Source organism: Acidimicrobiales bacterium (assembly GCA_022452145.1).
Classification (GTDB): domain Bacteria; phylum Actinomycetota; class Acidimicrobiia; order Acidimicrobiales; family MedAcidi-G1; genus UBA9410.
This window is the reverse complement of record JAKURY010000020.1, coordinates 1-24,372: the sequence shown is the minus strand read 5'-3', so window position 1 is coordinate 24,372 and position 24,372 is coordinate 1. Positions and strand designations below refer to the sequence as shown.

The window sequence follows — 24,372 nt, the reverse complement described above, 5'->3', positions numbered from 1 at the left end:
ATGGATTGTCGCAGGCCGGGAGCGCCTGTCGCCACCGGGTGGCCGGTCGGGAGCGGGGCGGTGGTCCCGTGTCACGGGTCGACGGTCGGTCCGTCCAATCGGCGGATCCGGTCAATCGCCGGCATCGGCCTCCGTGGACCCGTCCCCGGTGGGTTCGGCGGGAGCCGGTAGGCCGACCTCGCCTTCCCGGAGCAGCAGGAACTCGATGCGTCGGTTGGCCGCCTTGCCGGTCTTGGTGATGTTGTCGGCGATGGGGTCGGTGTGTCCCATGCCCAGGGTCACCAGGCGCTCGGGTTCGACGCCGCGGGCCAGGAGCTGGGTGCGGACGGCCTCGGCCCGTATCGCCGAGAGGAGGAGGTTGTCGCCGGGGACCTTCTCGTCACTGTCGGTGTGGCCGATGATCTGGACTCGGATCGCCGGCTCGAAGAGGAGGAAGTCAGCCAGCCGGTCCAGCGTGGGCACCGACTCGAGGGTGATCCGGTCGCCGCCGCTCTCGAACTGGATCGACGGATGAGCCGCCACCGTACTCAGGCGGGACTGGAGGACGAGGTCGGCCAGAGCGGCGGGCAGGTCGGGCGCCGTTGTCGTCGTGACCGTGTCGACGACCGGCGGCGGCACGTAGAGACGGTTCTGGACGCTGATGACATCGGCCTGGGCGAAGGCCACGCGCTCGGCGGCCTCCTTCAACTCGGATGTCGCCACCCGACCCTCCAGGATGACCATCCAGTCGACGACCCGGACCTTCACGGTCGGGAGCCCGGCCTGGACCATGGACCCCTGGACCGTCGCCAGGAGGTCCTGTTCCGTGGCACCGTCCTCCGCAGGGCCGGTGCTGCCCAGGGCGATCACCACGAAGATGGGGACGAGCACGACGAGGGCGATCCAGGTTGAGCGGCCGCCGAACAGGTTGAGTGGGGTGGAACGGCGGGCCCGGGGGAAACGACGTCCGAGGCCGAAGGCCGGGCCGAAGTCCCGGCTGCGGCGGTCGCGCGGGTCGCGCAGGCCACCGGTCACCATCGGATCCCGATCGTCGTGCGCACGCAGTCAGGGTAGGTCGGGAGCCTGGGTCCGGGGGTCGGGCAGGCCTCGTCGACAGTGGGGCCGGCCGGGCTACATATCTGCCAGGGGAGCGACGACCGTCTCGCCGAACTCGGCCAGGGCCTCGGCGGTGTTGCGCAGGAACATGAACGAGGGCACCACCACACGGCTGACCCCCTTGGCCGCCAGCGACCCTGCTGCGATCAGGGGATCCTCTCCGGCCGTGAGGTCTCCGGCCCACGTCACCTCGATGGCGTCCGGATCGCGGTCGTGTGCTTCGGCCTCGCGGCGCATGACGTCCAGCAGGTGGTCCAGGTCGCCCTTGCCCGGCCAGAAGCCGTCGCCCAGTCGGCCGGCCCGACGGGCGGCAGCGTCGCTGTGGCCGCCGACCACGATGGGTACCGAGCCGTCTACCGGCTTCGGGTTGGACGAGACGCCGGAGAACGAAACGAACTCCCCGGCGAACGAGGCGCTGTCGCCGGCCCACAGGGTGCGCATCGCCGCCACGTACTCGTCGGTCCGGGCGCCGCGCCGCTCCCACGGGATCCCCAGGGCGTCGAACTCCTCGCGGAGCCAACCGACGCCGATGCCTAGGTCCACCCGTCCGCCGGTGAGGGCGTCCATGGTGCCCAGCTGCTTGGCCAGGACGACCGGGTTGCGCTCGGGGAGGATGAGGATCCCGGTGGCTAGGCGGATGGTCGACGTGTGGGCACCGACCCAGGTCAGCCAGGTCAGCGGGTCGGTGAGGTCGGTGTCGGGCGCCATCATCATCCGGCCAGAGTCGTCGTATGGGTAGGTGGACCCGTAGTCGTCCGGGTAGACGACGTGCTCGACGGTCCAGAGCGAGTCGATGCCCGCCTCTTCGGCCGCCGTGGCCAGGTCGATGCTGCCCTGGGCGGTGCCGAACGGGCCGATGTTGGCGAAGACGATTCCAATCTTCATGTGCTGTCGCTCCTCATGCGTTGCCGTCTCTCAGGTGTAGTCGATCGCCACGCGGGGTTCCCCCCGGATCGATGCCGTGGCACGGGTCCGGCGAGTCTGACCGCATTGTCAGCGACCCTGCCATTCGGGTGGTCGACGGTCGGTACGGGCCTGACGGCCCTCGTTGGCGTCGTCGGTGGAGGCGGCCACCAGGCGCATGGTCTCGCCGAATCGGACCGCTTCGGTCCAGGGCATGGAGCGGGTCCGGACCGCCACCTCCTTGGTGGTCCGGACGGCCAACGGGGCGGCCCGGCAGAGGCGGTCGGCCAGGGACCTGGCGTCGGCCATGAGCCGGTCGTGTGGGCTGACCCGCCAGACCAGGCCCATCGCCGACGCCCGCTCGGCGTCGACCGATTCGCCGGTCAGGAGGAGTTCCATGGCGTCGGCCCAGGCGATCCGCCGGGGGAGCCGGATGGCCCCGACGATGGTGGGTATGCCCAGGGTGACCTCGGGCCAGGCGAAGGTGGCCCGGTCGGAGGCCAGGACGAAGTCGCAGGCCACGACGGCCGTCAGGCCGTAGCCGATGCAGTGGCCGTTCACTGCTGCGATGGTGGGCTTGAACACCTCGAGGCCCGACTCGAACGAGTTTACGGTGGGCTTCTCCCAGAAGGTCCCCGGGAAGTCGCCCGCCGAGCCGCCTCCGTCGGTCAGGTCGGCGCCGGCGCAGAACGCCCTGTCCCCGGCTCCGGTGAGGATGGCGACCCAGGCCTCCTCGTCGGCCATGAACATGTCCCAGGCCGCGTTGAGGTCCCGTCGCAGGTCCCGGTTCACGGCGTTGAGGGCCTCGGGCCGGTTGTAGGTGATGGTGGCCACGTGCCCGTCCCGCTCGTAGGTGGCCGCCTCGCCGAAGGGACCGGCCCGATCGGTTCCGGAGTCGGATGGTTCCAGGTCGTGGTCTGCCATGGGACGACGGTAGTTCGGCGGCCGGAATGGCCGAAGCGGTCAGGAGCGCCCTAGAATCTGACGGACCGTCAGAAACCGTTGGAGAGCCGGACCAGGACATGATGACCAGCGACACCGTCCCCACCGATCCGTCGGCGGCCAACCGCACCGAGATCCCGCCGATCATCAGCGTCGATGACCACATCGTGGAGCCGCCCCACCTCTGGAAGACGTGGCTGCCGGCGAGGTACAGGGACCGGGGCCCCCGGATCGAGCGCCGCCGCCTGGGTGAGATGACCTGGGTGGGCGGGGCGAAGATGTACGAGTACGAGCTGGACGCCCCCGACGCACCGTGGTGCGACGTCTGGTTCTACGAGGACCTCGTGCACCCCAACAAGCGGCACGTGGCGGCCGTCGGCTTCGACCGCGACGAGATGACCATGGCGCCCATCACGTACGACGAGATGCGTCCGGGCTGCTACGAGCCGAAGGCCAGGGTGGCCGACATGACGGCCAACCACGTCGAGGCCTCGCTGTCGTTCCCGACCCTGCCCCGCTTCTGCGGCCAGACGTTCTACGAGGCCTCCGACCGGGACCTCGGCCTGGCCTGCGTGAAGGCCTACAACGACTTCATGGTCGAGGAGTGGTGCGGCGACTCCGACGGAGCGCTCATACCGCTGATCATCATCCCGCTGTGGGACGCGGACCTGGCGGCCGACGAGGTCCGACGCAATGCCGAACGGGGCTGCCACGCCGTGTGCTTCTCCGAGATCGCCCCCAACCTCGGGTTACCGTCGATCCACACTGGCTACTGGGACCCGTTCTTCGCCGCCTGCCAGGAAACGCAGACCACGGTGAACATGCACATCGGGTCGTCATCGAAGATGCCCGCCGCCTCACCGGACGCCCCGCCGGCCGTGGCCGCCACCCTCAGCTTCAACAACGCCATCGCGTCCATGAGCGACTTCCTGTTCTCCGGCGTGCTGGTGCGGTTCCCAGAACTGAAGCTGGCATACAGCGAGGGTCAGATCGGCTGGATCCCGTACATCCTGGAGAGGGCCGACGACGTGTGGCTGGAACACCGTGCGTGGGGCGGTGTGTCCGACCTCATACCGGAGCCGCCGTCCACCTACTACTACCGGCAGATCTTCGGCTGCTTCTTCCGGGACAACCACGGGCTGCGGTCCCTCGACGAGGTGGGGGTGGACAACATCACCTTCGAGACCGACTACCCGCACACCGATACGACCTGGCCGCACACTAAGCAGGTGGCCGAGGACATGATGGGACACCTTCCGGCTGACGCCGTATGGAAGATCGTGCGGGGCAACGCGGCCCGCATGCTGAGCCTGGAGATCGAGGCCTGCCCCGGTACCTGAACCGGGTCCCCGGCCCGCGGCCGGCTGTAGGTGGGTCCGTAGACTTCCCGACATGACGGATACCACGGTGCCCGGCGCCGAAGCGACGCCCGGGCCGGCCGGGCCGGCGGAAACCGTCGACCCGGCGGCAGGCGAGCGCCTCACCTCCCTCCTGCTCGAGCCGGACTGCGAGCCCGGCCTCTGGGCGTCGGTGGACTCCGGAGAGATGGACCACCTCGTCCCCGAGTTCCCGCTGCTCCGCATGGAGCAAGACCCGATCCACCGGCACAAGGACGTGCTCAGCCACACCATCGCCGTGGTCGGAAAGACCGAGCCCGAGTTGACCGTGCGGCTGGCCGCCCTGTTCCATGACATCGCCAAGCCCCGGACCCGGTCGTTCGAGCACGGGGACGTGACGTTCCGACACCACGAGGTGGTCGGAGCCCGGATGGCCCGGAGCCGCCTGACCGCCATGGGCTTCGACGAGTCGGTGGTCGACGAGGTTGCCGGTCTGGTCCGGCTGTCCGGGCGGTTCAAGGGCTACTCCGACGGCTGGTCGGACGCTGCGGTACGTCGCTACGCGCGTGACGCCGGACCGTTGCTGGGGCGCCTCAACCACCTGATCCGGTGCGACTGCACAACCCGCAACAGGGTGAAGGCGGCGGGCATCCAGGCCGCCATGGACGACCTCGAGTCCCGCATCGCCGAGCTGGCCGAGGCGACACGACGGGCAGCAGAGCGGCCCGGCATGGACGGGGCGGCTGTCATGGCACACCTGGGGATCGGCCCGGGACGCCATGTCGGCGAGGCACTGGCCTACCTGCTGGCGCTCAAGCGGGACGAGGGGGACCTGGAACGGGCCGAACTCGAGGCCCGCCTCGAGACCTGGTGGGCAGGCCGTTCCTGATCGCCGTCCGGCAGGTCAGCCCGATCCGGATCCGGTGGACGCCGACTCGACGAACACCTCGCCGACCAGCCAATCGGACACCTCGGCCATCCCGTCCTCGGACAGGTGGACACCGTCGTCACGGGTGTGGCGCTCCCGGGCGGTGCCGTTGGCCCCGATGAAGTCCCGGTAGGCGACGGTCGTCACGTGGTCCAGGTCGGCGGTGGCCGCCCGGACCAGGTCGTTCAGCCCGTCGATCCGGTCGGGATGGTTCTGGGGGCGGATCTCCCGTCGGATGTGGGCCCCCTCCAGCCAGTAGACGTGTGCACCTGTGGACCCCAGCACCTGGCTGGCCAGCCGGTACTCGGACGATATGTACCCGTCGTAGGCCGGCACCCCGACCCAGACCCAGTCCACGCCCAGCGACGGGACCAACCGGTCGGTGACGTCCCAGGCCGTGACGTGGCCCAGCACCACGTCAGGTCGGAAGGCCTCGACCGCCGAGGGCCATGAGACCACGTCGGGCTGGAGCATGACGTGGGTGGGGACCGACTCGTTCCACGCCGAACAGAGCTCGCCGACCGGCCCCTCGTCGCCCTCGGGGACCCGCTTGAGGCCGTGGCGACCGACGACGCAGCCCAGGTGGGCCTCGTTCAGCACCACCATCCGCCCGGGGTTGTCGACGGCCCAGCCGCAGAGGGCCTCACCGATCTGGAGGGCCACCGAATCGCCGACCACCAGCACCCGGAGCCGCTCGTCGGACGGCGGGGGGAGTAGCCCCTGTTCCGTGCAGGGGCTGGCCGAGGCGGTAAACGACCCGCTCTCGGCCGGCCGGGTGTTGACCCAGAGCAGGCCGACGAGGATCAGTACCACCGCCGTGGCGCCGGCCGCCGTGCCGCTGACAACCGTCATCCTCCGCCCGACCAGCGGGAAGCGCCTCCGCATGACCGGCTGTTCCACGACGTAGAAGCTGGTGGCGGCCACGATGAACGTCATGGCCAGGTGCATCCAGATCAGGTTGTTGCCCTCGACCAGCTCGACGCCCGGGACGAGCCGTCCGGCACGGGTCGGGGTGACCAGCAGGTAGATAGGCCAGTGGTAGAGGTAGAGGCCGTAGCTGATCTTGCCGACGCCGCGGATGAGCCTTGATTCCAGGAACCAGTGGAGGGGCCCCACCTCGGACCTGGCGGCCCCGTACCAGAACCAGCCGATGCCCACGCCCAGGAGGTAGGGCCAGTGGTCGAACGGGGCGTTGCCCCTGACCACGCTGACCACCGCCCAACCACCGGTGAAGATCCCGGCATAGAGGGTGCCGCAGGTCAGCCGACCGGCCCATGGCGCGTCGTCAGCCGACAGGAACGCCGGCAGGCGGGCATGCCATGCCCGTTCACCGGGCTGCGCGACGCCGTAGATCATCAGGCACGAGATGGCGGCGACCAGCAGGAAGCCGCCGTGTTCGAACATCCAGGCGTCCCGCTCCGAGATCTCGAAGATGGCCCAGGAGAAGAAGAAGGTCGCGAGGTACGCCCCCCCCACCCAGGCCAGCTGGCCTGTCCGGGTCCGGACCGGTCCGTACATCCGGACGGCCACGGCCAGGATGATGCCGGCGAACAGGGAATGGGCCCGGGTGTCGGTGCCGTAGTAGACGCGGGACGGGTCTCCCTGCCCTGGATACAGGTGCCCCATCCACCATGTGGAGAGCGCGGTACCGGCGATCATGGTGACCAGCAGCGCCATGTTGGCCCGCTTCCTGAAGAGCGCCAGCACGGTGATCAGGTACAACGGGGCGAAAATGTAGAACTGCTCCTCGATGGAGAACGACCACACGTGGCGGAGCGGCGAGAACTGGAAGTCCTCGAAGTACGAGACGTCGGAGAAGATCTCGTACCAGTTGGCGCTGTAGGTGAGGGTCGAGAAGATCGCCCCGGTCCATCGGGCGAGCTCGCCCGGCGGAACCCTCAGGACCAGGTAGATGGTCAGCATGCCGAGGCACACGAAGAGAGCTGGGAGCAGGCGTCGGGCCCGCCGCCCCGCGTAGGCCTTCAGGTCGATGCGGCCGGTCGCCTCGAACTCGTTCAGGGCGATCGAGATGATCAGGAAGCTGGACAGGGTGAAGAACAGGTCGATGCCCAGGATGCCGCCCGACACGGTGTCGGTGGCGGCGTGGTACAGGAGCGGGCCGACGACGACCCAGATGCCCCGGATGCCGTCGAGGCCGGGGATGTAGTTCAAGCGGGGACGTGCCTGATCGGCCATGGTCCCGTGACGCTACCGGGGGTGGCCGGAGCGTCGGGTCGCCACAGCCCCCGCCGTGGCCACCGCCACGGCCCCCGTTACGGACACGGTGTGAGCAGGCGCCAGGTCGTCGTGCCCGCCACGTCGCAGAACCGGCCGGCCACGACCGCCGTCGCGGCCATGTCGCCCTGCAGCACCGAGGCGTTGGGCTCGGACCAACCGTCGAAGCGGTCGGTGAGCACCAGCAGGTCGGCGGTGGCGAGCTCGACGGCAAGGTTGCCGCCCTGCCGATTGGCCAGGCCGGGGTTCATCTCCAGGTGCCGGCTGGCCGGGACCACGTCGGGGAGCAGGAAGTAGAGGAACGTGTCGCCGTAGTTGGTCCGTGTTAGGTCCACGGGCCCGACGAACACTCGGTCGCCCGGCCGCGTCAGGTGGTCGGCCATCGACACGACGGTGTCTATCTCGTCGGCCACCGCGGCGGCCGAGGTCCCGCGGCCCACGGGGAGGGTCCGGCCGTCGTGGACCACCGTGGCCGTCGAGGAGTCGAACGGCCGGTCGGTGAAGGTCTCGAAGGTGAACCGTCCGATGTGGTGGGGCGCCACCATGACCAGGCCCCCCAGGACTAGGGCCAGGGCCATAGGCGCGACCAGGGCGCCGGCACGACGGCCGAGCGGCGCGGTGGTGGCGTGGGCACGACGGCCGAGCGGTACGGCGATTGCGACCACGGCGACCGCCACCGTGAAGGTGCCCACGAACTTCAGGTGGTTCGGGCTGGGACGCTGCAGGGCCATCGGCACCAGGGCCACGGCCATGGCAACCATGGTGGCGAACCTGGCCCGGCCTGGCCCCCGCCAGCGACGGGCGACCAACACGAGCAAGGCGGTGCCGGCCAGCAGCAGCCAGAAGAGGGCGGCGATCTGGGCCGGCCGGTCCAACCCGGGCAGCCCGTCAGGGCCACGTAGCAGGTCGTCCAGGCGGGCGAAGAAGTCGCCGCTGTCCGACGGATTGGGAGGCAGCGGGAGCCGGCGGCCGGCCCGCAGCCGGAACATCGGATCTACGACCATGCCCTCGACCATGGAGCGTGGACCGACCAGCACCAGGTGGAGGAGGAACGGCGAGAGGCCGGCCATCAGGCCGGTCCCGAGTCGGGCCCTACGGTGTCGGGCGGCGGCGAGGAACGCCGGTAGCACTACCACCAGCACCGCCGGGACCAGCACCAGTTGGTGGAAGGCGGCCAGGCCGCAGAGCCCGGCACCGATCGAGGCGCGTCTTCCGTCGTCTCCCTCGAGCACCAGGGCCGTGCCGGCCACCAGCAGGCCCAGCCCGGTGATCCACGGATAGGCCACCAGTCCGAACGGGGCGATGACGGCCCACGAGGCCAGGGCGGCGCAGGTAGCGGTGCCCGGTCCCCAGTGCCGGCAGAGCCGGTGGATCCCCCAGAGGAGGGCCAGCCGGTAGGCCAGCCCGACGAGTCGCTCGACCACGACTGAGGTTCCGAGTGTCCAGAAGGCGCCGGCCACCGCCCACACCGTCCCGGGGGCGTAGAGGTACTCGACGTCGGCGTGAGGGAGGCGGCCGTCGAGGATGCCGGCGGCCACGACCAGCACGTTGGCCTCTTCCATCGCAGTCGCTCCCGTGCCCAGCATCCGGGCCAGCGGAATGGCCACGAAGAGCGCCGGGACCGCCAGCGATACAACCTCCACCGACCTCCGGACGGAGGGGCGTGGAAGGCGGAGGCGCCTGCGGCCGGGGGCATCCATGGCCGGAGAGTCTAGGAACCGTTAGGACGGTGGTCTGATCTACGGTCCCGGATTCAGCCCAGACGAGCCTTCGGTCCAGGGGTCCACTGCGAGGATCCGGGCCGCGGAGCGGATCGGTCGCTGGCGGCCCGCCCGGCCGACGGGTACCGTCGCACCTCCACGTCGGACGGAGCCGACGGCGAGCCTCCCGCGGCCCGTCGGCGGAGGAGGTGTGCTGTGAAGGCCTTTGTGTCGGAAGGCATCCGCAACGTGGTCCTGGTAGGGCCGCCCGGTTCGGGAAAGACCTCCCTGGCCGAGGCGATGCTCTACAGGGCCGGAACCCTCAGCCGGGTGGGCCGGGTCGAGGACGCCTCCACGGTCTGTGACCACGAGCCCGAGGAGAAGGAGGTCGGACACTCGCTGACCACTGCCCTGGCCACGTTGGAGTGGAACGACCACAAGGTCAACCTCCTCGACACCCCGGGAACGTTCGACTTCGCCGGCGAGGCGGTCGGTGCCATGGCGGTCGCCGACCTAGCCATCTTCGTGGTCGACGCATCCACCGGCCTCGACCACGCCACCATCGACCTGTGGCGACAGGCCGCCGACCGGAACCTGCCCCGGATGGTCTTCGTGAACAAGTTGGACAGGGAGCACACCAGCTTCGAGAGGGTGCTGGCGGACCTCCAGGCTGCGTTCGGTACCGGCGTGGCGCCGTTGGAGATACCCATCGGCGAGGCCGGAGCGTTCCACGGAATCGCCGACCTGCTCACCGACACCGCCTGGATCTACGACAGTGGCCACGCGGAGCTGGGTGAGATCCCCGAGGAGATGGAGGAGACGGAGCACCAGATCCACGACTCCCTGGTGGAGAACATCGTGGTGGCAGATGACGACCTGCTGGAGCGGTTCTTGGATGGAGACATCCCGACATTGGAGGAGCTGGAGACGGTGCTGGGCCGGGGCGTTGCCGCCGGCACGGTGTTCCCGGTGGTATGCGGATCGGCCACCATCCCGATCGCCGTGGACAGGTTGTGCAACTTCATCGTCGAGGTCGGGCCATCGCCTCTGGACCGTCCACCGGTGACGGTTGTAGTCGGGGGCCGTGAGGTCGAGGTGGTGCCCGATCCGACCGCAGACACCCTCGTCCAGGTCTTCAAGACGGCCGTCGACCCGTACCTCGGCCACATCTCGTACTTCCGTGTTCTGACTGGGACGGTGAAGCGCGACATCCACCTCACCAACGGACGTACTGGCGACGACGAGCGCCTCCGCAACGTCATGAGCCTGCAGGGAGGCGAGTCGGTCGACGTGGACCGGTTGCCGGCCGGCGACATCGGAGCTGTGGCGAAGTTGCAGGCCACGCTGACCGGCGACACCCTTTCCGCTGTCGGTAGGGCAACCGCCCCGGCCATCGGATTTCCGTCACCGATGCTGGAGATGGCGGTCACGGCACGGGTCCGCAACGACGAGGACAAGTTGGCCAACGCCCTGCACCGCCTCGTGGACGAGGACCCGGTGCTGACGGTCACCCGCAACTCCGAGACCCGCCAGACGCTGCTCGGTGGACTGGGGGAGACCCACCTCCGGAACGTGATGGCCCGCCTGGAGCGGAAGTTCGGCGTCAAGGTCGACACCGATGACGTGCGCGTCGCCTATCGCGAGACGATTACGGCGAAGTCCTCGGCCGAGGGAAAGTACAAGAAGCAGAGCGGTGGACACGGGCAGTTCGGCGTCGCCTCCATCCGGATCGAGCCGCTGCCCTCTGGGTCCGGCTTCGAGTTCGCCGACGAGGTGACCGGTGGGGCTATTCCCCGGCAGTTCATCACGGCCGTCGAGGCGGGCGTCGCCGAGGCCATGTCCCATGGGGGATCCTCGGGCTATCCGGTGGTCGACGTGAAGGTAGCCGTGTTCGACGGCAGGCACCACTCGGTCGACTCCTCGGAGATGAGCTTCAAGATGGCCGGCCGGTTGGCCTTCCAGGAGGCTCTGAGAGGTGCCCGCCCGGTGGTGCTGGAGCCGGTTGTCGCAGTTGAGGTGACGATTCCCTCGGACTGCCTGGGTGATGTCATGGGTGACCTGTCGTCACGTAGGGCGACCGTGCAGGGCTCGGAGGTGGACAGGTGGGGGGCCCAGGTGATCAGCGCCATGGCCCCGGAGGCCGAGATGCTTCGCTACTCGATCGACCTGCGGTCCATCACCGGCGGTCGTGGCCGCTTCACCGCACGGCACGACCACTACTCCCGGGTTCCGCCCGGCGTGGACGTTCCGGCGCCTCCCGAGGGCTGAACCGGCTGACTGGTCAGGAGTCGGCGGGGATTGCGGTCGTCTCGGTGTCGGCACCGGAGCGCAGGACACGGCCCGGCAGCTTCCCGGTCGGGGTTCCGTCCACGACCGTGCAGGCGCCGTTCACGTAGACCCTCTCGACCCCGATGGCATCCGCGTACAGCCGGGGACTGTCGCCGGGCAGGTCGTTGCGCATCTGGAACTCGCCGGCTCCGACGGTCTCGGGATCCAGGACCACCAGGTCGGCGTGCCAGCCCTCTGCTATGCGGCCCCTCTCCCTCATGCCGAAGAACCGTGCCGGGACGTCGGTCATGTGGGCGATGGCGCCCTCCAGGGTGGCCAGCCGCCGGCCGCGCAGGCAGTCGGCCAGCCACTGGGTGGTGTAGCTGGCGCCGGCCATGCGATCCAGGTGGGCGCCGGCGTCGGACCCGCCGATCATCACGTGGTCGTGGTCCCAGGCGGCCTGGCGCATGAGCCAGCTGGCAGGGTCATCGTCGGTCGGACCGGGCCACAGAACTGTTCGCAGGTCGTCGGCCAGGACGATGTCCAGCAGGGTGTAGAAGTCTCGCTGGCCACGTTCCCGGGCGATGTCGCCGACCAGCCGGCCCTTGAGGCCCTCGTTCGTCTCGGAGAAGGTGTCGCCTATGCGGTACAGGCCCCAACCGGTGAGGCGGGAGAAGACGCCAGCGTCCGGTGAGGCCGCCCGCTGTTCCAGGAACCGGCGGGTCTCGGGATCAGTCAGGGCGGCCACCTTCTCCTCATGGTCCAGGTTCATCACGTCGCCCCAGTCGGGGAGCGAGTAGAGCGCACAGAACGTGTGGAAGTGCATGTTCATGCCCACGAGGACGGGCATGGTCAACGCCACTGCCCTGCCACCGGCTTCCGCAACACGGTCACAGGCGGCGAGCTGCTCGCGGTAGTCGTCTGGACGCGCCGCATCGATGGTGAGGACGTTCCAGTTCACCGGTCGTCGCGCGGCCAGCGACATGCGGGCCATCAGGTCGACCTCGTCATCGCGGAAGCCGTTCATGCATCCGTCGGCCACCCACTCCAGGGTGGTGCCCGGGTAGTCGGCGCACACCTCGCAGAGTGCGACCACCTCGTCGACGGCAGCGGTCCGCGACGGCACGGGCATACCGTCGCCGTCGCTGTGGGTGAACGACCTGCTGGTCGAGAGGCCCAGCCCGCCGGCCTCCAGCGACTCGGCCAGGAGGCGCCGCATCTGGTCCAGCTCCGCGGGCGTTGCCTCACGACTGACGGCGTCGTCCTTCATGACCGTACGGCGGATGGCGCTGTGGCCGACCATCCCGGCCACGTTCACGCCGAGGTTTCCCTCGAAGCGGTCCAGGAAGCTGCCGAAGGAGCGCCAGTTCCAGTCCACGCCCTCGGCCAGTGCCGCCGGGGACATGCCCTCCACCTTGACCAGCATGGCGGCCAGGTAGGCGGCGTCCGAGTCGTCGCCGAGGGGGGCGATGCTGAAGCCGCAGTTGCCCATGACCACGCTCGTGACGCCGTGCTGGCTGGACGGGGTGGCGTAGGAGTCCCAGAACAGCTGGGCGTCGTAGTGGGTGTGGGGGTCCACGAACCCCGGGCAGACCACCAGGCCGGTGGCATCCACGACCTCGGCGGCATCTGCCCCTGTCAGGTCACCGACCGCCGCGATGCGGCCGTCGGCCACGGCGACGTCGGCCGGTACTCCCGGGGTACCCGTGCCGTCGACCACCAGGCCGCCGCGTATCAGGAGGTCGTACATGGACGAGAGGGTAGCCGTGGCGCCGATCCGATTCCTGACGGAGCGTCAGGTTTTCGGTGCCCGTTGGACAGCGCCCACGGGTCGTCAGCCGGGCGTCGGTGGGCGAGGACCCAAGGGTGGGCGAGCCGATCGACAGGCTGCTGGCCAACCTGACGTTGGCGGAGTTGGGGTCCGAAGCCAGAGCGCTGGGCACGGCCCTGATAGCTCCCGAGGTTCTCTAGAGGGACGGGAACAGCTCGGCCATTCGGCGCCGGCCGGGAACTTGAAAGCGTTTCCATCCGGACACCCTTCTGACCATCCGGTCCTAACCGGCACCCGCGCGAGGACGTGGAGCGTTGTTTGGCGCGTTACTCCCAAACCGGTCATCCTCGCTGGCAAGGCAATCGGTGGGGCCTTCTCAGCCTTTTGGGTTCGGGCGGCGTCGGGGCGGTTGTTCCATCGAGTTCTTCCGAATCCTCGGGCAAAGGCGAGCTAAAGGGGAGTTCACCTAGGTGCGATGCTGGGTTGATGCGCTGGGGGATTGTCGGACACGGAAGGATTGTCTCTAAGTTCCTTGACGCGGCTCGAGGCGTCGGCCACGAGGTCGTGGCGGTCACCGGTCGCGAGGCCTCGAGGGCTGCCGTCTTCGCAACCAACCACGGAATTGGCTGGGCGGGCGACAAGCCGACCGACCTGGTTGGCGAGGTGGACGCCGTCTACGTTGCCACCCCGCACAGCAGCCATCGCGACGTCGCCCTAGTTCTCCTAGGGGCTGGAGTGCCCGTGTTGTGCGAGAAGCCGATGGCCGTCAACGCGTTGCAGGTCCGACAGATGGTCGAGGTTGCTCGGTCATCGGGGGCCTTCCTGATGGAGGCCATGTGGACTCGGCACCTCCCCGTCTTCAGGGTGTTCCGGAGGTGGATCGACGAGGGTCGCCTCGGCGAGATCGAAATGGTCGAAGCGAGATTCGGGTTCAGTGCCCCCTACGAGCCGACCAATCGGCTCTGGGCACCGGGGTTGGCCGGGGGCAGCTTGCTCGACGTCGGGATCTACCCGCTGACCCTGGCCGAACTGGCGTTCGGCACCCAACCTGTCTCCTTCGACGCCGAGGCCGAGTTGTCTCCTGACGGCGTGGACGCACGCCTGTGCGTGGTAGCTGACTACTCCGCGGGTGGGTCGGCCAGGCTCAGCTCGGCGATCAATGCCGATCTTGTACCCAACGGTCAAATTACTGGCACCAAGGGAATCATTGAGATTCCGAACTTTTGGCGTGCGGAACGAATGGCACTCACCTCCCTGAGGGGCGAGAAAGTCGACGAAGCGCACGAACCGCACCAGGTCAACGGGTTCGAATACCAGATCATCGAAGCGGCCCGATGCCTGGAGGTTGGAGCGGTTGAGAGTCAGGTGGTCCCCTGGGCCTGGTCGGTTGCTATGGCTGAGCTGATGGACGAGATCCGGTCCCGAATCGGAGTCGTCTACCCGTGCGACAGGGAGCCCCTCTGATGGCGGGGTTGCCCCGGCCGCTGTCGATGGTGATCCAGGGCGCGACGCCTCTGTTCGGCGCGACCCTGGTTCCCGAACCGCAACGGCTCCTTGACGAGGTTTACGAATCCGGGGTCGACGCCTTCGACTCGGGACTGGTCTACGTCGACGAGGGAGGTACATGCGACGGACGCCTAGGCGCCTGGGTAGCCGACCGGGGCCTTCGCGAGGCTGTCACCCTCATCGGGAAGGGGTGCCATCCCGGGCCACCTGACTGGACCGCGTCCCGGGTCCGCCCTGAAGCGGTGGCCACTGACGTGGCGGCCACCCTGGACCGTATGGGGACAGACCGGCTCGACCTGTGGCTGTTCCATCGGGACGATCCCTCGGTCCCGATCAGTGAGTTGGTTGATGCCGTACAGCATCAGGTGGCGTCCGGCACGATCGACGCTTGGGGGGTGTCGAACTGGTCGACCGTCCGACTCCGGCAAGCCCTCGGTGCCGCCGATGCCTCGCCACCGATCGCCACCAGCCCCCAGTTCTCACTAGTTGATCAACTCGCCGAGCCGTGGCCAGGTGCCACCACCCTTACTGGTTCTGAGCGGGCCTTCGAACGGGCAGCGCTTGTCGAGACTGGAATCACCGTGATTGCCTGGTCGCCGCTGGCTGGCGGCTACTTGACCGCCTCCCACCAGCCAGGGTCGAAGGCTGACGCAGAAACGAGCCGGTGCTACGACTCGTCGGACAACCGACGCCGGCGCGATCGCTCCCAAGAGTTGGCTGCTTCGCGGGGTTGCAGTCCGGAACAAGTGGCCATTGCCTACGTGATGGCCTCGCCGTTGCGCGCCCATGCTGTGTGTGCAGCGCGTAGCGGTGCAGAGGCCACGGCGAACATCGAGGCTGCGGCGATGGATCTCACCAGTGAGGAGCAACGGTGGCTCGAACAGGGCGACTGATAGTCGACGGCCATTCTAGGAATCACTCAGTAGCGTTGCTAGAAGAACACTCAGGCGCCATGCACAGAGATCCCCGCGGAAGGTGCGGAAAGCAATGAAGATCGACGGGTTGCTGGCCGACCTGACGTTGGCGGAGAAGGTGGCGCTGATGGGGGGGCGTGACCTCTGGTCGGTGCAGCCGGTGGACCGCCTGGGCATCCCGTCGCTGAAGGTGACCGACGGCCCGAACGGCGCCCGCGGGACCGGCATGCTGGGCACGGGCACGCCGTCGGTCTGCATCCCCTGTGGTGCGGCGCTGGGGGCCACCTGGAACCCGGGGCTGGTCGAGGAACTGGGTGGGGTGCTGGCCGCGGAGACTCGGGCCCGGGGTTGTCACGTGCTGCTGGCCCCGACGGTCAACCTGCACCGGACGCCACTGGGCGGGCGGAACTTCGAGTGCATGTCGGAGGACCCGTACCTGACCGGCCGGATCGCCGTCGGCTTCATCCGCGGTGTGCAGGCCGGTGGTGTCGGTACGACGGTCAAGCACTTCGTGGCCAACGACTCCGAGTTCGAGAGGACGACCATCTCGTCGGAGGTGGACGAGCGGACCCTGCGGGAGGTCTCGATGCGTCCGTTCCAGATGGCGGTCACCGAGGGCGGCGCCTGGGGGGTGATGGCCTCGTACAACCGGGTCAACGGGACCTACGCCGCTGAGAACCGGTGGATGCTGGACACGGTGCTGCGGGGCGAATGGGGCTTTGACGGCATCGTGGTCTCGGACTGGTTCGGAGCCAGGTCGACGGCTGCCTCGGCCATTGCCGGGTTGGACCTGGAGATGCCCGGACCGCCCCGTTGGTACGGCGAGCGACTGGTGGAGGCTGTCGAGGCCGGAGAGGTCCCCGAGTCGGTGGTGGACGGGGCAGTCCGTCGACTCCTGCTCCTGGCCGAGCGGACCCGTGCCTTCGAGGAGCCGCACGTGCGGGAAGAAGAGCAGCTGGACGAGCCGACCCATCGGACGTTGGCAAGGCGGGCCGCCGCCGAGGCCATGGTCCTGCTGAAGAACGACCGGGTCCTCCCGCTCGCCGTGGACCGGCTAGCCAGCCTGGCAGTGATCGGCCCGAACGCGGCGGCGGCGATGGTCATGGGTGGGGGCTCGTCAGCCCTGGTGGCCCAGCACGAGACCTCTCCCCTGGACGCCCTGGTCGACCGCCTGGGGGACCGCCTGGAGGTCCGTTACGAGCCCGGCGTCGTCACCGAAAGGTCGGCGCAGCCACTGGGCGGTCGGGCCACGGAACGGTCCGACGGCGGGCGGGGATTCGACGTGGCCTACTTCGACTCCACCGACTGGACGGGTCCGGAGGTGGGGACCGCCGCCTTCCGGGACGGCCGAATCCTGCACTTCGACCGGGTCCCGGGGGTGTCCGACCTGCGGTCCTTCTCGTTCCGGGCAACCTCCACGTTCACTCCGGTGGTCGATGGTGACCACATTCTCACCCTGGTGCAGGTCGGGCGGGCCCGACTGCTGGTGGACGGTCACGTGGTGGTCGACGGGATCGCCCGACCCATGCCGCCCGGTGAGGAGTTCTTCGGGATGGGGAGCGCCGAGGCGGACGCCGTGGTCCCCATGCTTGCCGGTCGACCCGTCGAGGTGGCAGTCGAGTGGACCTCAGAGGGGGCTGCGTTCATGAGCGGCGCCAAGGTCGGGGTGCGGACGCCGTCGCCGGACGACCTCATGGACCGGGCCGTGGCGGTAGCCACCGAGGCGGATGCCGTCGTGCTCGTGGTGGGTACCAACCTCGACTGGGAGACCGAGGGTCGGGACCGGGAGTCGATGGACCTGCCCGGTGGCCAACCGGAGCTGATCCGGCGGGTGTGCGCGGCGAACCCGGACACCGTGGTGGTAGTCAACGCGGGATCGGTGGTCACCAGCGACTGGGCCGAGGTGGCTCCGGCCGTTCTCCAGACCTGGTTCGGGGGCCAGGAGATGGCCGACGCCCTGGTCGACGTGCTGGTCGGGGACGACGAGCCGTCGGGTCGCCTGCCCACCACGGTGCCCCATCGGCTGGAGGACACCCCGGCATTCCTCCACTATCCGGGCGAGAACGGTCGGGTGGTGTACGGCGAGGGGTTGTTCACCGGCTACCGCTGGTACCAGGCGCGCCGGCTACCGGTGGCCTTCCCGTTCGGCCACGGCCTCGGGTACACGGAGTTCTCCTGGGGGGAGCCCTCGCTGGGCGAGGTCCCCACGATCACCGAGATGGAGGCCGGCGCCACCGTGACCGTCACCGTGCCGGTAACCAACGACGGGGACCGTGCGGGCTCCGAGGTCGTGCAGTGCTACGTGGCGCCCCTGGCCACGCGCCTGTCCCGACCGGTGAGCGAACTCCAGGGCTTCGCCAAGGTACGCCTGGAGCCGGGAGGGTCTGCCGACGTCGTCGTCGTGCTGGACCACCGTGCCTTCGCCTACTGGGACCCCGGCGATCCCGGGCACTCCGAACGTTCCGCGAGGTCCCCGGTGGCTTCGGGCCAGGGGGTGGCCCCCCGGGATGAGCCCGGTTGGCACGTCGACCCGGGGCCCTGCGAACTGCACATCGGCCGGTCGTCGGCTGATATCCGGGCCATCCTCCCGCTCGACCTCCGGTAATTCGCCGTACCCGTCCGGCCTTCCACGTCGCACTGGCCGACCGGTAGTCTCGAGGCGACAACCAACCGGGGAGCTCGGGCCTCATGCCGGGCTGAGAGGGCAGCGACCGTCGCAATCGACGGGGGCGCTGTCGACCCGACCAGAACCTGCTCCGGGTAATGCCGGCGAAGGGAGATCACGTGCTGAACCTCCGACCCCGATTTCGATTTCGCCTTCGGTTCCTTCTCGTCCTCGTGGCGGCCCTGACGGCTGCTGGCTGCAGTGGTGGCGACGACCCCACCACGGTTCCGCTCAGCTCCGGAGGCATGGCGACCACTGCGGTCCCGTCGCCTGTGGAGGAGGGACCGCCGACCGGCCCGGTGACCCTGATCACCCATGATTCGTTCTGGGTGTCGGAAGGCACGCTCGAGGCGTTCACCGCCGAGACCGGGATCGAGGTCGTCCTCCAGACGGCCGGTGACACCGGCCAGATGGTCTCGGCGGCCATCCTCACGACCGGCGATCCGCTGGGCGACGTGATGTTCGGCGTGGACAACACGTTCCTCCAGAGGGCACTTGATGCCGGGCTGTTCGAGACATATGAGTCGCCGGCCCTGGCCGGAGTGCCGACCTCCCTGCAGCTCGACCCGACCAACCGGGTCACGCCGATCGACTTCGGCGACGTGTGCCTCAACTACTGGATCGACCGGTTCGACGTCGACGACCCGGCCCCGTCGACGCTCGCCGACCTCGCCGATCCGGCCTACGCCGACCAGCTGGTCGTGCAGAACCCCGAGACGTCGTCGCCCGGCCTCGCCTTCCTGCTGGCCACGATCGCCGAGTACGGCGACGGCTGGGAGGACTACTGGGCTGCGCTGCGCGACAACGGGGTGGTGGTTACGGCTGGCTGGGAGGACGCCTACTGGGGCGAGTTCGTATCCGGCGGTGGGAGTCGACCGATTGTCGTGAGCTACGCCTCCAGCCCTTCGGCCGAGGTCATCTACGCCGACCCGCCGGTGGACACCCCACCCACCGGGGTGGTCACCGAAACCTGCTTCCGCCAGGTCGAGTTCGCCGGCATCCTCGCCGGTACGGATCACCGGGCGGCCGCCGAGCTGCTGGTCGACTTCCTCCTCTCACCGACCTTCCAGGAGGACATACCGCTGAACATGTTCATGTTTCCGGCGCTGGCTTCGGCGGCGCTGCCACAGGCGTTCGTGGACTTCGTGCGGTTGGCCGACGATCCGTACATGCTGGAGCCGGCCGAGATCGAGGCGAACCGCAATGCGTGGACCGAACGGTGGACCGAGATCGTGCTCCGGTGACCTGACGTGAGGTTGGTCCGGTCATCGGCCCGGGTGCTCTGTGTCGCCATACCGGCCGGCTTCCTGGCCGTCTTCTTCCTCTATCCGGTCGGGTCGATCCTGGTCAGGGGCATAGGCGTCGGTGGCCTCGAGCGGCTTGCCGGGCTTCCCGGGCGGGCGTCGTTCCGGGGCGTGGTCTGGTTCACCCTCTGGCAGGCCGTGGCCTCCACGGCCCTGGCCGTCCTGGTCGCCTGGCCGGGCGCCCACCTGCTGGCCCGTCGCCGATTCCGGGGGCGTGCGGTGCTGCGGGCGGCGGCCACGGTGCCGTTCGTGCTCCCCACCGTCGTGGTCGGGGGAGCATTCCTGGCCCTGTTCGAGAGGATCGGGCTGTCCGATGGCCCGCTCCGGCTGACCCGGACGGTGGGGGCGATCCTGGCCGCCCACGTCTTCTTCAACGTGGCCATCGTGCTGCGCACCGTGGGCACCTTCTGGGAGGGGTTGGACAGCCGCCCCGAGGAACAGGCCCGGGTGCTCGGCGCCACCCCGTGGCAGGCCTTCAGGTGGGTGACCCTGCCCCGCCTCTGGCCGGCGGTGGCTGCCGCAGCCTCGATCGTGTTCCTGTTCTGCTTCACGTCGTTCGGGGTGATCCTCATCCTGGGTGGGCCGACCCGGGCCACGTTGGAGACCGAGGTGTGGCGCCACGCCGTGTTCCGGGGCGACCTGGCCTCGGCGACCGCGCTGGCCGTCGTGCAGCTGGTGGCTGTTACGGCGATGGTGGTGGTCGCCAACGGGATGCAGCGTCGTCGCGCCGTCGGGCAGCGACCGGTCCGGCGCGTCCTGCCGCGCGCCGGCGGTCGGCTCCTAGCCGGGAACCTCGGGCTCCTGGCCCTGGTGCTCGGCTTGCCGATCGCCGTGCTGGTGGAGCGTTCGCTGGCGTCGGGTCGGGGGGCGGACGCTGCATGGTCGATGCGCAACTACGCCGCGCTGGCCGACCGGGTGGACCTGCTGCCGATCTCGGCCCTCGGGGCGCTCCGCAACTCGCTGCTCTTCGCCGTGGTGGCGACCGGCCTCGCCGTGCTGGTAGGCGGGTTGGCGTCGGTCGTCGTGGTCCACGGCCGCCGTACGACGTCCCGGCTCTTCGACCTCGGGTTGATGCTTCCCCTGGGGGCGTCGGCGGTGACGGTCGGATTCGGCATGCTCATCGCGCTCGACGAGCCGCCGCTGGACCTGCGGTCGTCGCGCTGGCTGGTGCCGGTGGCCCATGCGCTGATCGGCGTGCCGTTCGTGATGCGGACCGTGGTCCCCACGCTGCGGAGCATCGACCATCGCCTCCGGGAGGCCGCAGCGGTGCTGGGTGCGTCGCCGGCACGGGTGCGGCGCGACGTGGACCTTCCGATCGCCGCCCGGGCGCTGGCCGTGGGCGGCGCCTTCTCGTTCGCCGTCTCCCTGGGGGAGTTCGGGGCAACATCCTTCCTGCCCCGGCATCCCGACCGGCTGACCGCCCCGCTGGCCCTGTTCCGGCTGCTGGGCACACCCGGGGAGGCGCTGAGGGGACAGGCCATGGCGCTCGCCGTGGTGCTCATGGTGCTGACCGCGGCCTCGGTGCTGGCCATCGAGGGCTGGGGGCGGCGTGGCGCCGTCCGCGGGGACCTGTGACCCTGCGCGTCGACGGCCTGTCGGTGGCCTTTGACGGCGTGCCTGTGCTCGACGGCGTGGACCTCGAGGTGGCCGAGGGCGAGGTGCTGGTGCTCCTGGGGCCGTCGGGTTGCGGCAAGAGCACCCTGCTGCGTGCCATTGCCGGCCTGGAGCGTCCGTCGGCCGGGCGGATCCTGTGGCGCGGCCACGACCTGACCGACGTGGCGACCCATGAGCGTGGCTTCGGGCTGATGTTCCAGGACCACGCCCTGTTCCCGCACCGCGACGTGTCGGGCAACGTGGAGTTCGGGCTGCGGGTTGCCGGGATGCCAGCCGACCAGAGGGTGCAGCGGGTGGCCAGGGCGCTCGAGATGGTCGGGCTGGCGGGGTTCGGTCGGCGCCGGGTCGACACCCTCTCGGGAGGTGAGGCCCAGCGGGTGGCCCTGGCCCGGTCGGTGGCTGCCGGGCCCCGCCTGCTGATGCTGGACGAACCGTTCGGCTCCCTGGACCGCGTCCTGAGGGAGCGGCTCACGGCGGACCTCGGGGTGCTGCTACGCCGGCTCGGCCAGGCGGTGGTCCACGTCACCCACGACCACGACGAGGCCTTCGCCCTGGCCGACCGGATAGCCGTGCTGGGTGACGGCCGAATCGACCGGATCGGTGCGCCCGCCGAGGTGTGGGCCGATCCGGGATCGGTGCACGCCGCCGAGTGCCTGGGCCACGAAAACCTGGTCGTGCTGGACGGGTCCGGCTCCTGCCCCCTGGGTCGGCTCGGCGACGGCCCGGGCACCGTGCTGGTCCGAAGTGACCGCCTGACGGTCCACGTAGTACCGGTGGACGGCGACCCGGTGGCCGAGGTCCTGGGCACATCGATCCGGGGCGGTCGGGCCGTGGTGGACCTCGACGTGGCCGGCCTACGGATACGGGCCTGGTCGGACGGGTCGCAGATCGTCGGCGACCGGGTGGGGGTGTCGGTGGCCGACGGGGGCGTCGTGCCCCTGGCCCGGTAGGGCGCTCAGGACCCGTCGAACCGGGGGGTCAGCTCGGCCTTCACCACCTTGCCCATGGCGTTGCGGGGGAGTGCGCCCACCACCACCAACTGTTCCGGGACCTTGTAGCGGGCCAGGCGGTCCCGACAGAACGTCGCCACCTCGCCGGCCAGGGTGTCGGGATCGGCGTGTCCGGACGGGACCAGGCAGGCGACCACCACCTCTCCGAGCCGGTCGTCGGGCAGCCCCAGCACCGCGGCCTCCTCGACGTCAGGATGTTCGAGCAGCACCCTCTCCACCTCCACCGGGTACACGTTGGCCCCACCCCGCAGGATCATCTCGGTGCGACGTCCACGGATGACCAGTTGGCCGTGCTCGTCCAGCAGGCCGAGGTCGCCGGTGTGGAGCATCCCGCCGCGGAGCGCTTCAGCTGTGGCCTCTCCATTGTTCCAGTAGCCCAGCATCGGGGTCCATGTGCCCGCCCATCGCCCCTCGGTCACCGGTGCGAGGCAGACCTCGCCGGTCCCACCATGGGGGACCTCCCGGTCGTCGTCGTCCACGACGACCACCCGGACCGGCTCGAGGGGGTAGCCGGCCCCGTCGTCGCGGGTCGGGCGGTCCACGTGCTCCCGGGTCACGCCGGTCGGTGCCTCCGTGAGGCCGTAGCCCGCCAGGGCACGGCTGCCGAACTTCTCGAGCCACGCCGCCCTGAGAGCCGGCGGAGAGTGGCCGGCTCCGATGATCGTCTGGGTGAGGGTGGCCAGGTCCTCGCGGTCCACCTCGGGGTGGGCCACTAGGTCGTGGGCCATGGTCGGGACGAGCGTGATCCGGTTGATCCGGTGTCGGCGGACAGCGGCGGCGAGGCCGACGGCGTCGGTCCGGTGGACCAGCACGGCGGTGGTGCCCCGGAGGTAGGCCCAGAGCGGTCCGAGGGCCAGGATGTTGAGGATGGTGAGGGCCAGGGCCGTGCCGTGGCGCTCCCCGTCGACTGCCGGATAGGAGCGGCGGCTGGAGATGCCCGGCCACAACAGGTTGTGCTGGGAGTGGACGGCCCCCTTGGGACGGCCGGTCGTGCCGGACGTGTAGGCAATGGCTGCCGGGGCGTGAGGGTCCACTTGGACCGTCGGAGCCGGCCTGCCGGCGTCCACCAGTTCAGCCCAGTCATCGTTGCCGTTGCCGGTCGGGTCCATGGTGATCGTCTGCCGACCCCTTCCGATCCCTGCCCGGTCGGAACCCACCACCACGACCGCGGCGTCGGCATCGGCCAGAAGCCAGCCGGCCTCGTCGGGCGTGAGGTTGGTGTTGACCCCCAGCCACACCGCTCCCAGTCTCTGTGTCGCCAGGAAGGCCTCCACGAGGGCGGGCTGGTTCGTCAGCGAGCATGCGACCCGGTCTCCGGGTCCGATGCCGAGCGACGTGAGGCCACCGGCGGCCGCGGCCACCCGGAGGTCCAGCTCGGCGTAGGTGAGGACACGGTCTCCCCATACGAGGGCGTCGCGGTCCGGGTGGTCACGACAACCGGCCTCGAGGCAGGCGGCGACCGTGGACGGACCCTCGGGGAGGGGGGCCGGAGTGGCACGTATGACGAGGCCGTGCTCGTCGACCTCTGGCAGCGGGTGGGACACGACCGACGAGGCTAGGACCGGCAGCAGGGCCCCTGTGACCCGGTTGGCCGGACAGGCCCCCGAACTGTGCCGGGTAGGGCCTGGAAGATCGCGCAGGTGGCACGCTGGAGCGGAGTATGACGAACTCATGACTAGTTGGCCGCGCGGTTAGGAGAGTGGCCACAACCCCGTCTACTGTCCGATTCCTCGGGCGGGGTGGCGCGCGTCACTCCATGCCCGGGTAATCACTTCTCAACACGGGGGGAACCTGTTTCCATGAGTACTCGACTGCGTTGGTTGACGGCGCTTCTGGCGACGTTCACGCTGCTGGCTGGGGCCTGTGGCTCCGATGACGGTGGCGGTGCCGCTGCTCCTGCGGCTACTACGGCTGCCCCTGCTGCGGCTACGACTGCTGCTCCTGCGGCTACGACTGCGGCTCCTGCGGCTACGACTGCTGCTCCTGCGGCTACTACGGCTGCTCCGGCTCCTGAGGAGGTCGCCACCGTCGAGGACCATCTTGGTGATGGTTCTCTCGGGACTGTGGAGGTTGGTCCCGGTGAGGAGATCCAGATCCGTTCGTTGAACGCCATTTCCGGTGATGTGGCGTTCCTGGGTATTCCGAACCAGCGTGGCGTCGAGTTGGCGATCCGCGACTAC

At 69.5% G+C, this 24,372-nt stretch carries 18 protein-coding genes and 1 riboswitch; of the genes, 11 read left to right on the top strand and 7 right to left on the bottom strand.

Going from position 1 to position 24,372, the window contains the following annotated elements; all coding sequences use genetic code 11:
- Positions 1-111: 111 nt before the first annotated feature.
- The 3 genes from MK177_08220 to MK177_08210 all read right to left on the bottom strand — a co-directional run bounded on the left by MK177_08220 (position 112) and on the right by MK177_08210 (position 2,922).
- Complete coding sequence (locus MK177_08220; protein ID MCH2427301.1) at positions 112-1,017, bottom strand: OmpA family protein; 906 nt, start codon at positions 1,015-1,017, stop codon at positions 112-114.
- 93 nt (positions 1,018-1,110) lie between these two features.
- A complete protein-coding gene (locus MK177_08215) occupies positions 1,111-1,980 on the bottom strand; it encodes an LLM class F420-dependent oxidoreductase (GenBank protein ID MCH2427300.1) in 870 nt (289 codons plus the stop codon).
- A 108-nt stretch (positions 1,981-2,088) separates the two neighbouring features.
- Positions 2,089-2,922 carry an enoyl-CoA hydratase-related protein gene (locus tag MK177_08210; GenBank protein ID MCH2427299.1) on the bottom strand — a complete coding sequence of 278 codons (834 nt, stop codon included), beginning with the start codon at positions 2,920-2,922 and terminating at the stop codon, positions 2,089-2,091.
- A gap of 101 nt (positions 2,923-3,023) precedes the next feature.
- Here MK177_08210 and MK177_08205 point away from each other — a divergent pair, with 101 nt between their 5' ends.
- Together MK177_08205 and MK177_08200 are read left to right on the top strand one after the other, a co-directional pair.
- Complete coding sequence (locus tag MK177_08205) at positions 3,024-4,280, top strand: amidohydrolase (GenBank protein ID MCH2427298.1); 1,257 nt, start codon at positions 3,024-3,026, stop codon at positions 4,278-4,280.
- A 52-nt stretch (positions 4,281-4,332) separates the two neighbouring features.
- Positions 4,333-5,166, top strand: a complete 834-nt coding sequence (locus MK177_08200) for an HDIG domain-containing protein (GenBank protein MCH2427297.1) — start codon at positions 4,333-4,335, stop codon at positions 5,164-5,166.
- 15 nt (positions 5,167-5,181) lie between these two features.
- Here the strand turns inward: MK177_08200 and MK177_08195 are convergent, their stop codons facing one another.
- Positions 5,182-7,401, bottom strand: coding sequence for an acyltransferase family protein (locus MK177_08195; GenBank protein MCH2427296.1), 2,220 nt, complete (start codon positions 7,399-7,401; stop codon positions 5,182-5,184).
- Between the two features lie 77 nt (positions 7,402-7,478).
- Positions 7,479-9,140 carry a hypothetical protein gene (locus MK177_08190; protein ID MCH2427295.1) on the bottom strand — a complete coding sequence of 554 codons (1,662 nt, stop codon included), beginning with the start codon at positions 9,138-9,140 and terminating at the stop codon, positions 7,479-7,481.
- 216 nt (positions 9,141-9,356) lie between these two features.
- Here MK177_08190 and fusA point away from each other — a divergent pair, with 216 nt between their 5' ends.
- Positions 9,357-11,408, top strand: coding sequence for an elongation factor G (fusA, locus tag MK177_08185; protein ID MCH2427294.1), 2,052 nt, complete (start codon positions 9,357-9,359; stop codon positions 11,406-11,408).
- 13 nt (positions 11,409-11,421) lie between these two features.
- Here fusA and MK177_08180 read toward each other — a convergent pair whose 3' ends face one another.
- Complete coding sequence (locus tag MK177_08180) at positions 11,422-13,158, bottom strand: amidohydrolase family protein (protein ID MCH2427293.1); 1,737 nt, start codon at positions 13,156-13,158, stop codon at positions 11,422-11,424.
- A 56-nt stretch (positions 13,159-13,214) separates the two neighbouring features.
- Here MK177_08180 and MK177_08175 point away from each other — a divergent pair, with 56 nt between their 5' ends.
- From MK177_08175 to MK177_08145, 7 genes are all read left to right on the top strand, one after another.
- Positions 13,215-13,379: a hypothetical protein gene (locus tag MK177_08175; GenBank protein ID MCH2427292.1), complete on the top strand. Its 165-nt coding sequence runs from the start codon at positions 13,215-13,217 to the stop codon at positions 13,377-13,379.
- Positions 13,380-13,665: 286 nt separating this feature from the next.
- Entirely contained in the window at positions 13,666-14,643 is a 978-nt protein-coding gene (locus MK177_08170) for a Gfo/Idh/MocA family oxidoreductase (protein MCH2427291.1), read from the top strand.
- Positions 14,643-15,578, top strand: coding sequence for an aldo/keto reductase (locus tag MK177_08165; GenBank protein MCH2427290.1), 936 nt, complete (start codon positions 14,643-14,645; stop codon positions 15,576-15,578). Before MK177_08170 ends, MK177_08165 begins: the two co-directional genes overlap by 1 nt.
- 94 nt (positions 15,579-15,672) lie before the next feature.
- Positions 15,673-18,204, top strand: coding sequence for a glycoside hydrolase family 3 C-terminal domain-containing protein (locus MK177_08160; protein ID MCH2427289.1), 2,532 nt, complete (start codon positions 15,673-15,675; stop codon positions 18,202-18,204).
- 56 nt (positions 18,205-18,260) lie between these two features.
- Positions 18,261-18,394, top strand: a riboswitch (TPP riboswitch).
- Positions 18,384-19,508: a thiamine ABC transporter substrate-binding protein gene (locus tag MK177_08155; GenBank protein ID MCH2427288.1), complete on the top strand. Its 1,125-nt coding sequence runs from the start codon at positions 18,384-18,386 to the stop codon at positions 19,506-19,508. It overlaps the preceding riboswitch by 11 nt.
- A gap of 6 nt (positions 19,509-19,514) precedes the next feature.
- Positions 19,515-21,143, top strand: coding sequence for an iron ABC transporter permease (locus MK177_08150; protein ID MCH2427287.1), 1,629 nt, complete (start codon positions 19,515-19,517; stop codon positions 21,141-21,143).
- Complete coding sequence (locus MK177_08145; protein MCH2427286.1) at positions 21,140-22,132, top strand: ABC transporter ATP-binding protein; 993 nt, start codon at positions 21,140-21,142, stop codon at positions 22,130-22,132. The genes MK177_08150 and MK177_08145 overlap by 4 nt, the downstream gene beginning before the upstream one ends.
- Before the next feature lie 5 nt (positions 22,133-22,137).
- Here the strand turns inward: MK177_08145 and MK177_08140 are convergent, their stop codons facing one another.
- Positions 22,138-23,736 (bottom strand): AMP-binding protein, encoded by a 1,599-nt coding sequence (locus MK177_08140; protein MCH2427285.1) that lies wholly within the window; start codon positions 23,734-23,736, stop codon positions 22,138-22,140.
- Between the two features lie 255 nt (positions 23,737-23,991).
- On the opposite strand from MK177_08140, the gene MK177_08135 reads away from it, so the two are divergent.
- Positions 23,992-24,372 (top strand): hypothetical protein (locus tag MK177_08135; protein ID MCH2427284.1); only part of this gene is annotated, 381 nt, incomplete at its 3' end.

Excerpts from the sequence above, each read along its gene's own strand:
- MK177_08220 (MCH2427301.1), bottom strand. The coding sequence starts at position 1,017 with ATGGTGACCGGTGGCCTGCGCGACCCGCGCGACCGCCGCAGCCGGGAC.
- MK177_08215 (MCH2427300.1), bottom strand. The coding sequence starts at position 1,980 with ATGAAGATTGGAATCGTCTTCGCCAACATCGGCCCGTTCGGCACCGCC.
- MK177_08210 (MCH2427299.1), bottom strand. The coding sequence starts at position 2,922 with ATGGCAGACCACGACCTGGAACCATCCGACTCCGGAACCGATCGGGCC.
- MK177_08205 (MCH2427298.1), top strand. The coding sequence starts at position 3,024 with ATGACCAGCGACACCGTCCCCACCGATCCGTCGGCGGCCAACCGCACC.
- MK177_08200 (MCH2427297.1), top strand. The coding sequence starts at position 4,333 with ATGACGGATACCACGGTGCCCGGCGCCGAAGCGACGCCCGGGCCGGCC.
- MK177_08195 (MCH2427296.1), bottom strand. The coding sequence starts at position 7,401 with ATGGCCGATCAGGCACGTCCCCGCTTGAACTACATCCCCGGCCTCGAC.
- MK177_08190 (MCH2427295.1), bottom strand. The coding sequence starts at position 9,140 with ATGGATGCCCCCGGCCGCAGGCGCCTCCGCCTTCCACGCCCCTCCGTC.
- MK177_08180 (MCH2427293.1), bottom strand. The coding sequence starts at position 13,158 with ATGTACGACCTCCTGATACGCGGCGGCCTGGTGGTCGACGGCACGGGT.
- MK177_08170 (MCH2427291.1), top strand. The coding sequence starts at position 13,666 with ATGCGCTGGGGGATTGTCGGACACGGAAGGATTGTCTCTAAGTTCCTT.
- MK177_08165 (MCH2427290.1), top strand. The coding sequence starts at position 14,643 with ATGGCGGGGTTGCCCCGGCCGCTGTCGATGGTGATCCAGGGCGCGACG.
- MK177_08160 (MCH2427289.1), top strand. The coding sequence starts at position 15,673 with ATGAAGATCGACGGGTTGCTGGCCGACCTGACGTTGGCGGAGAAGGTG.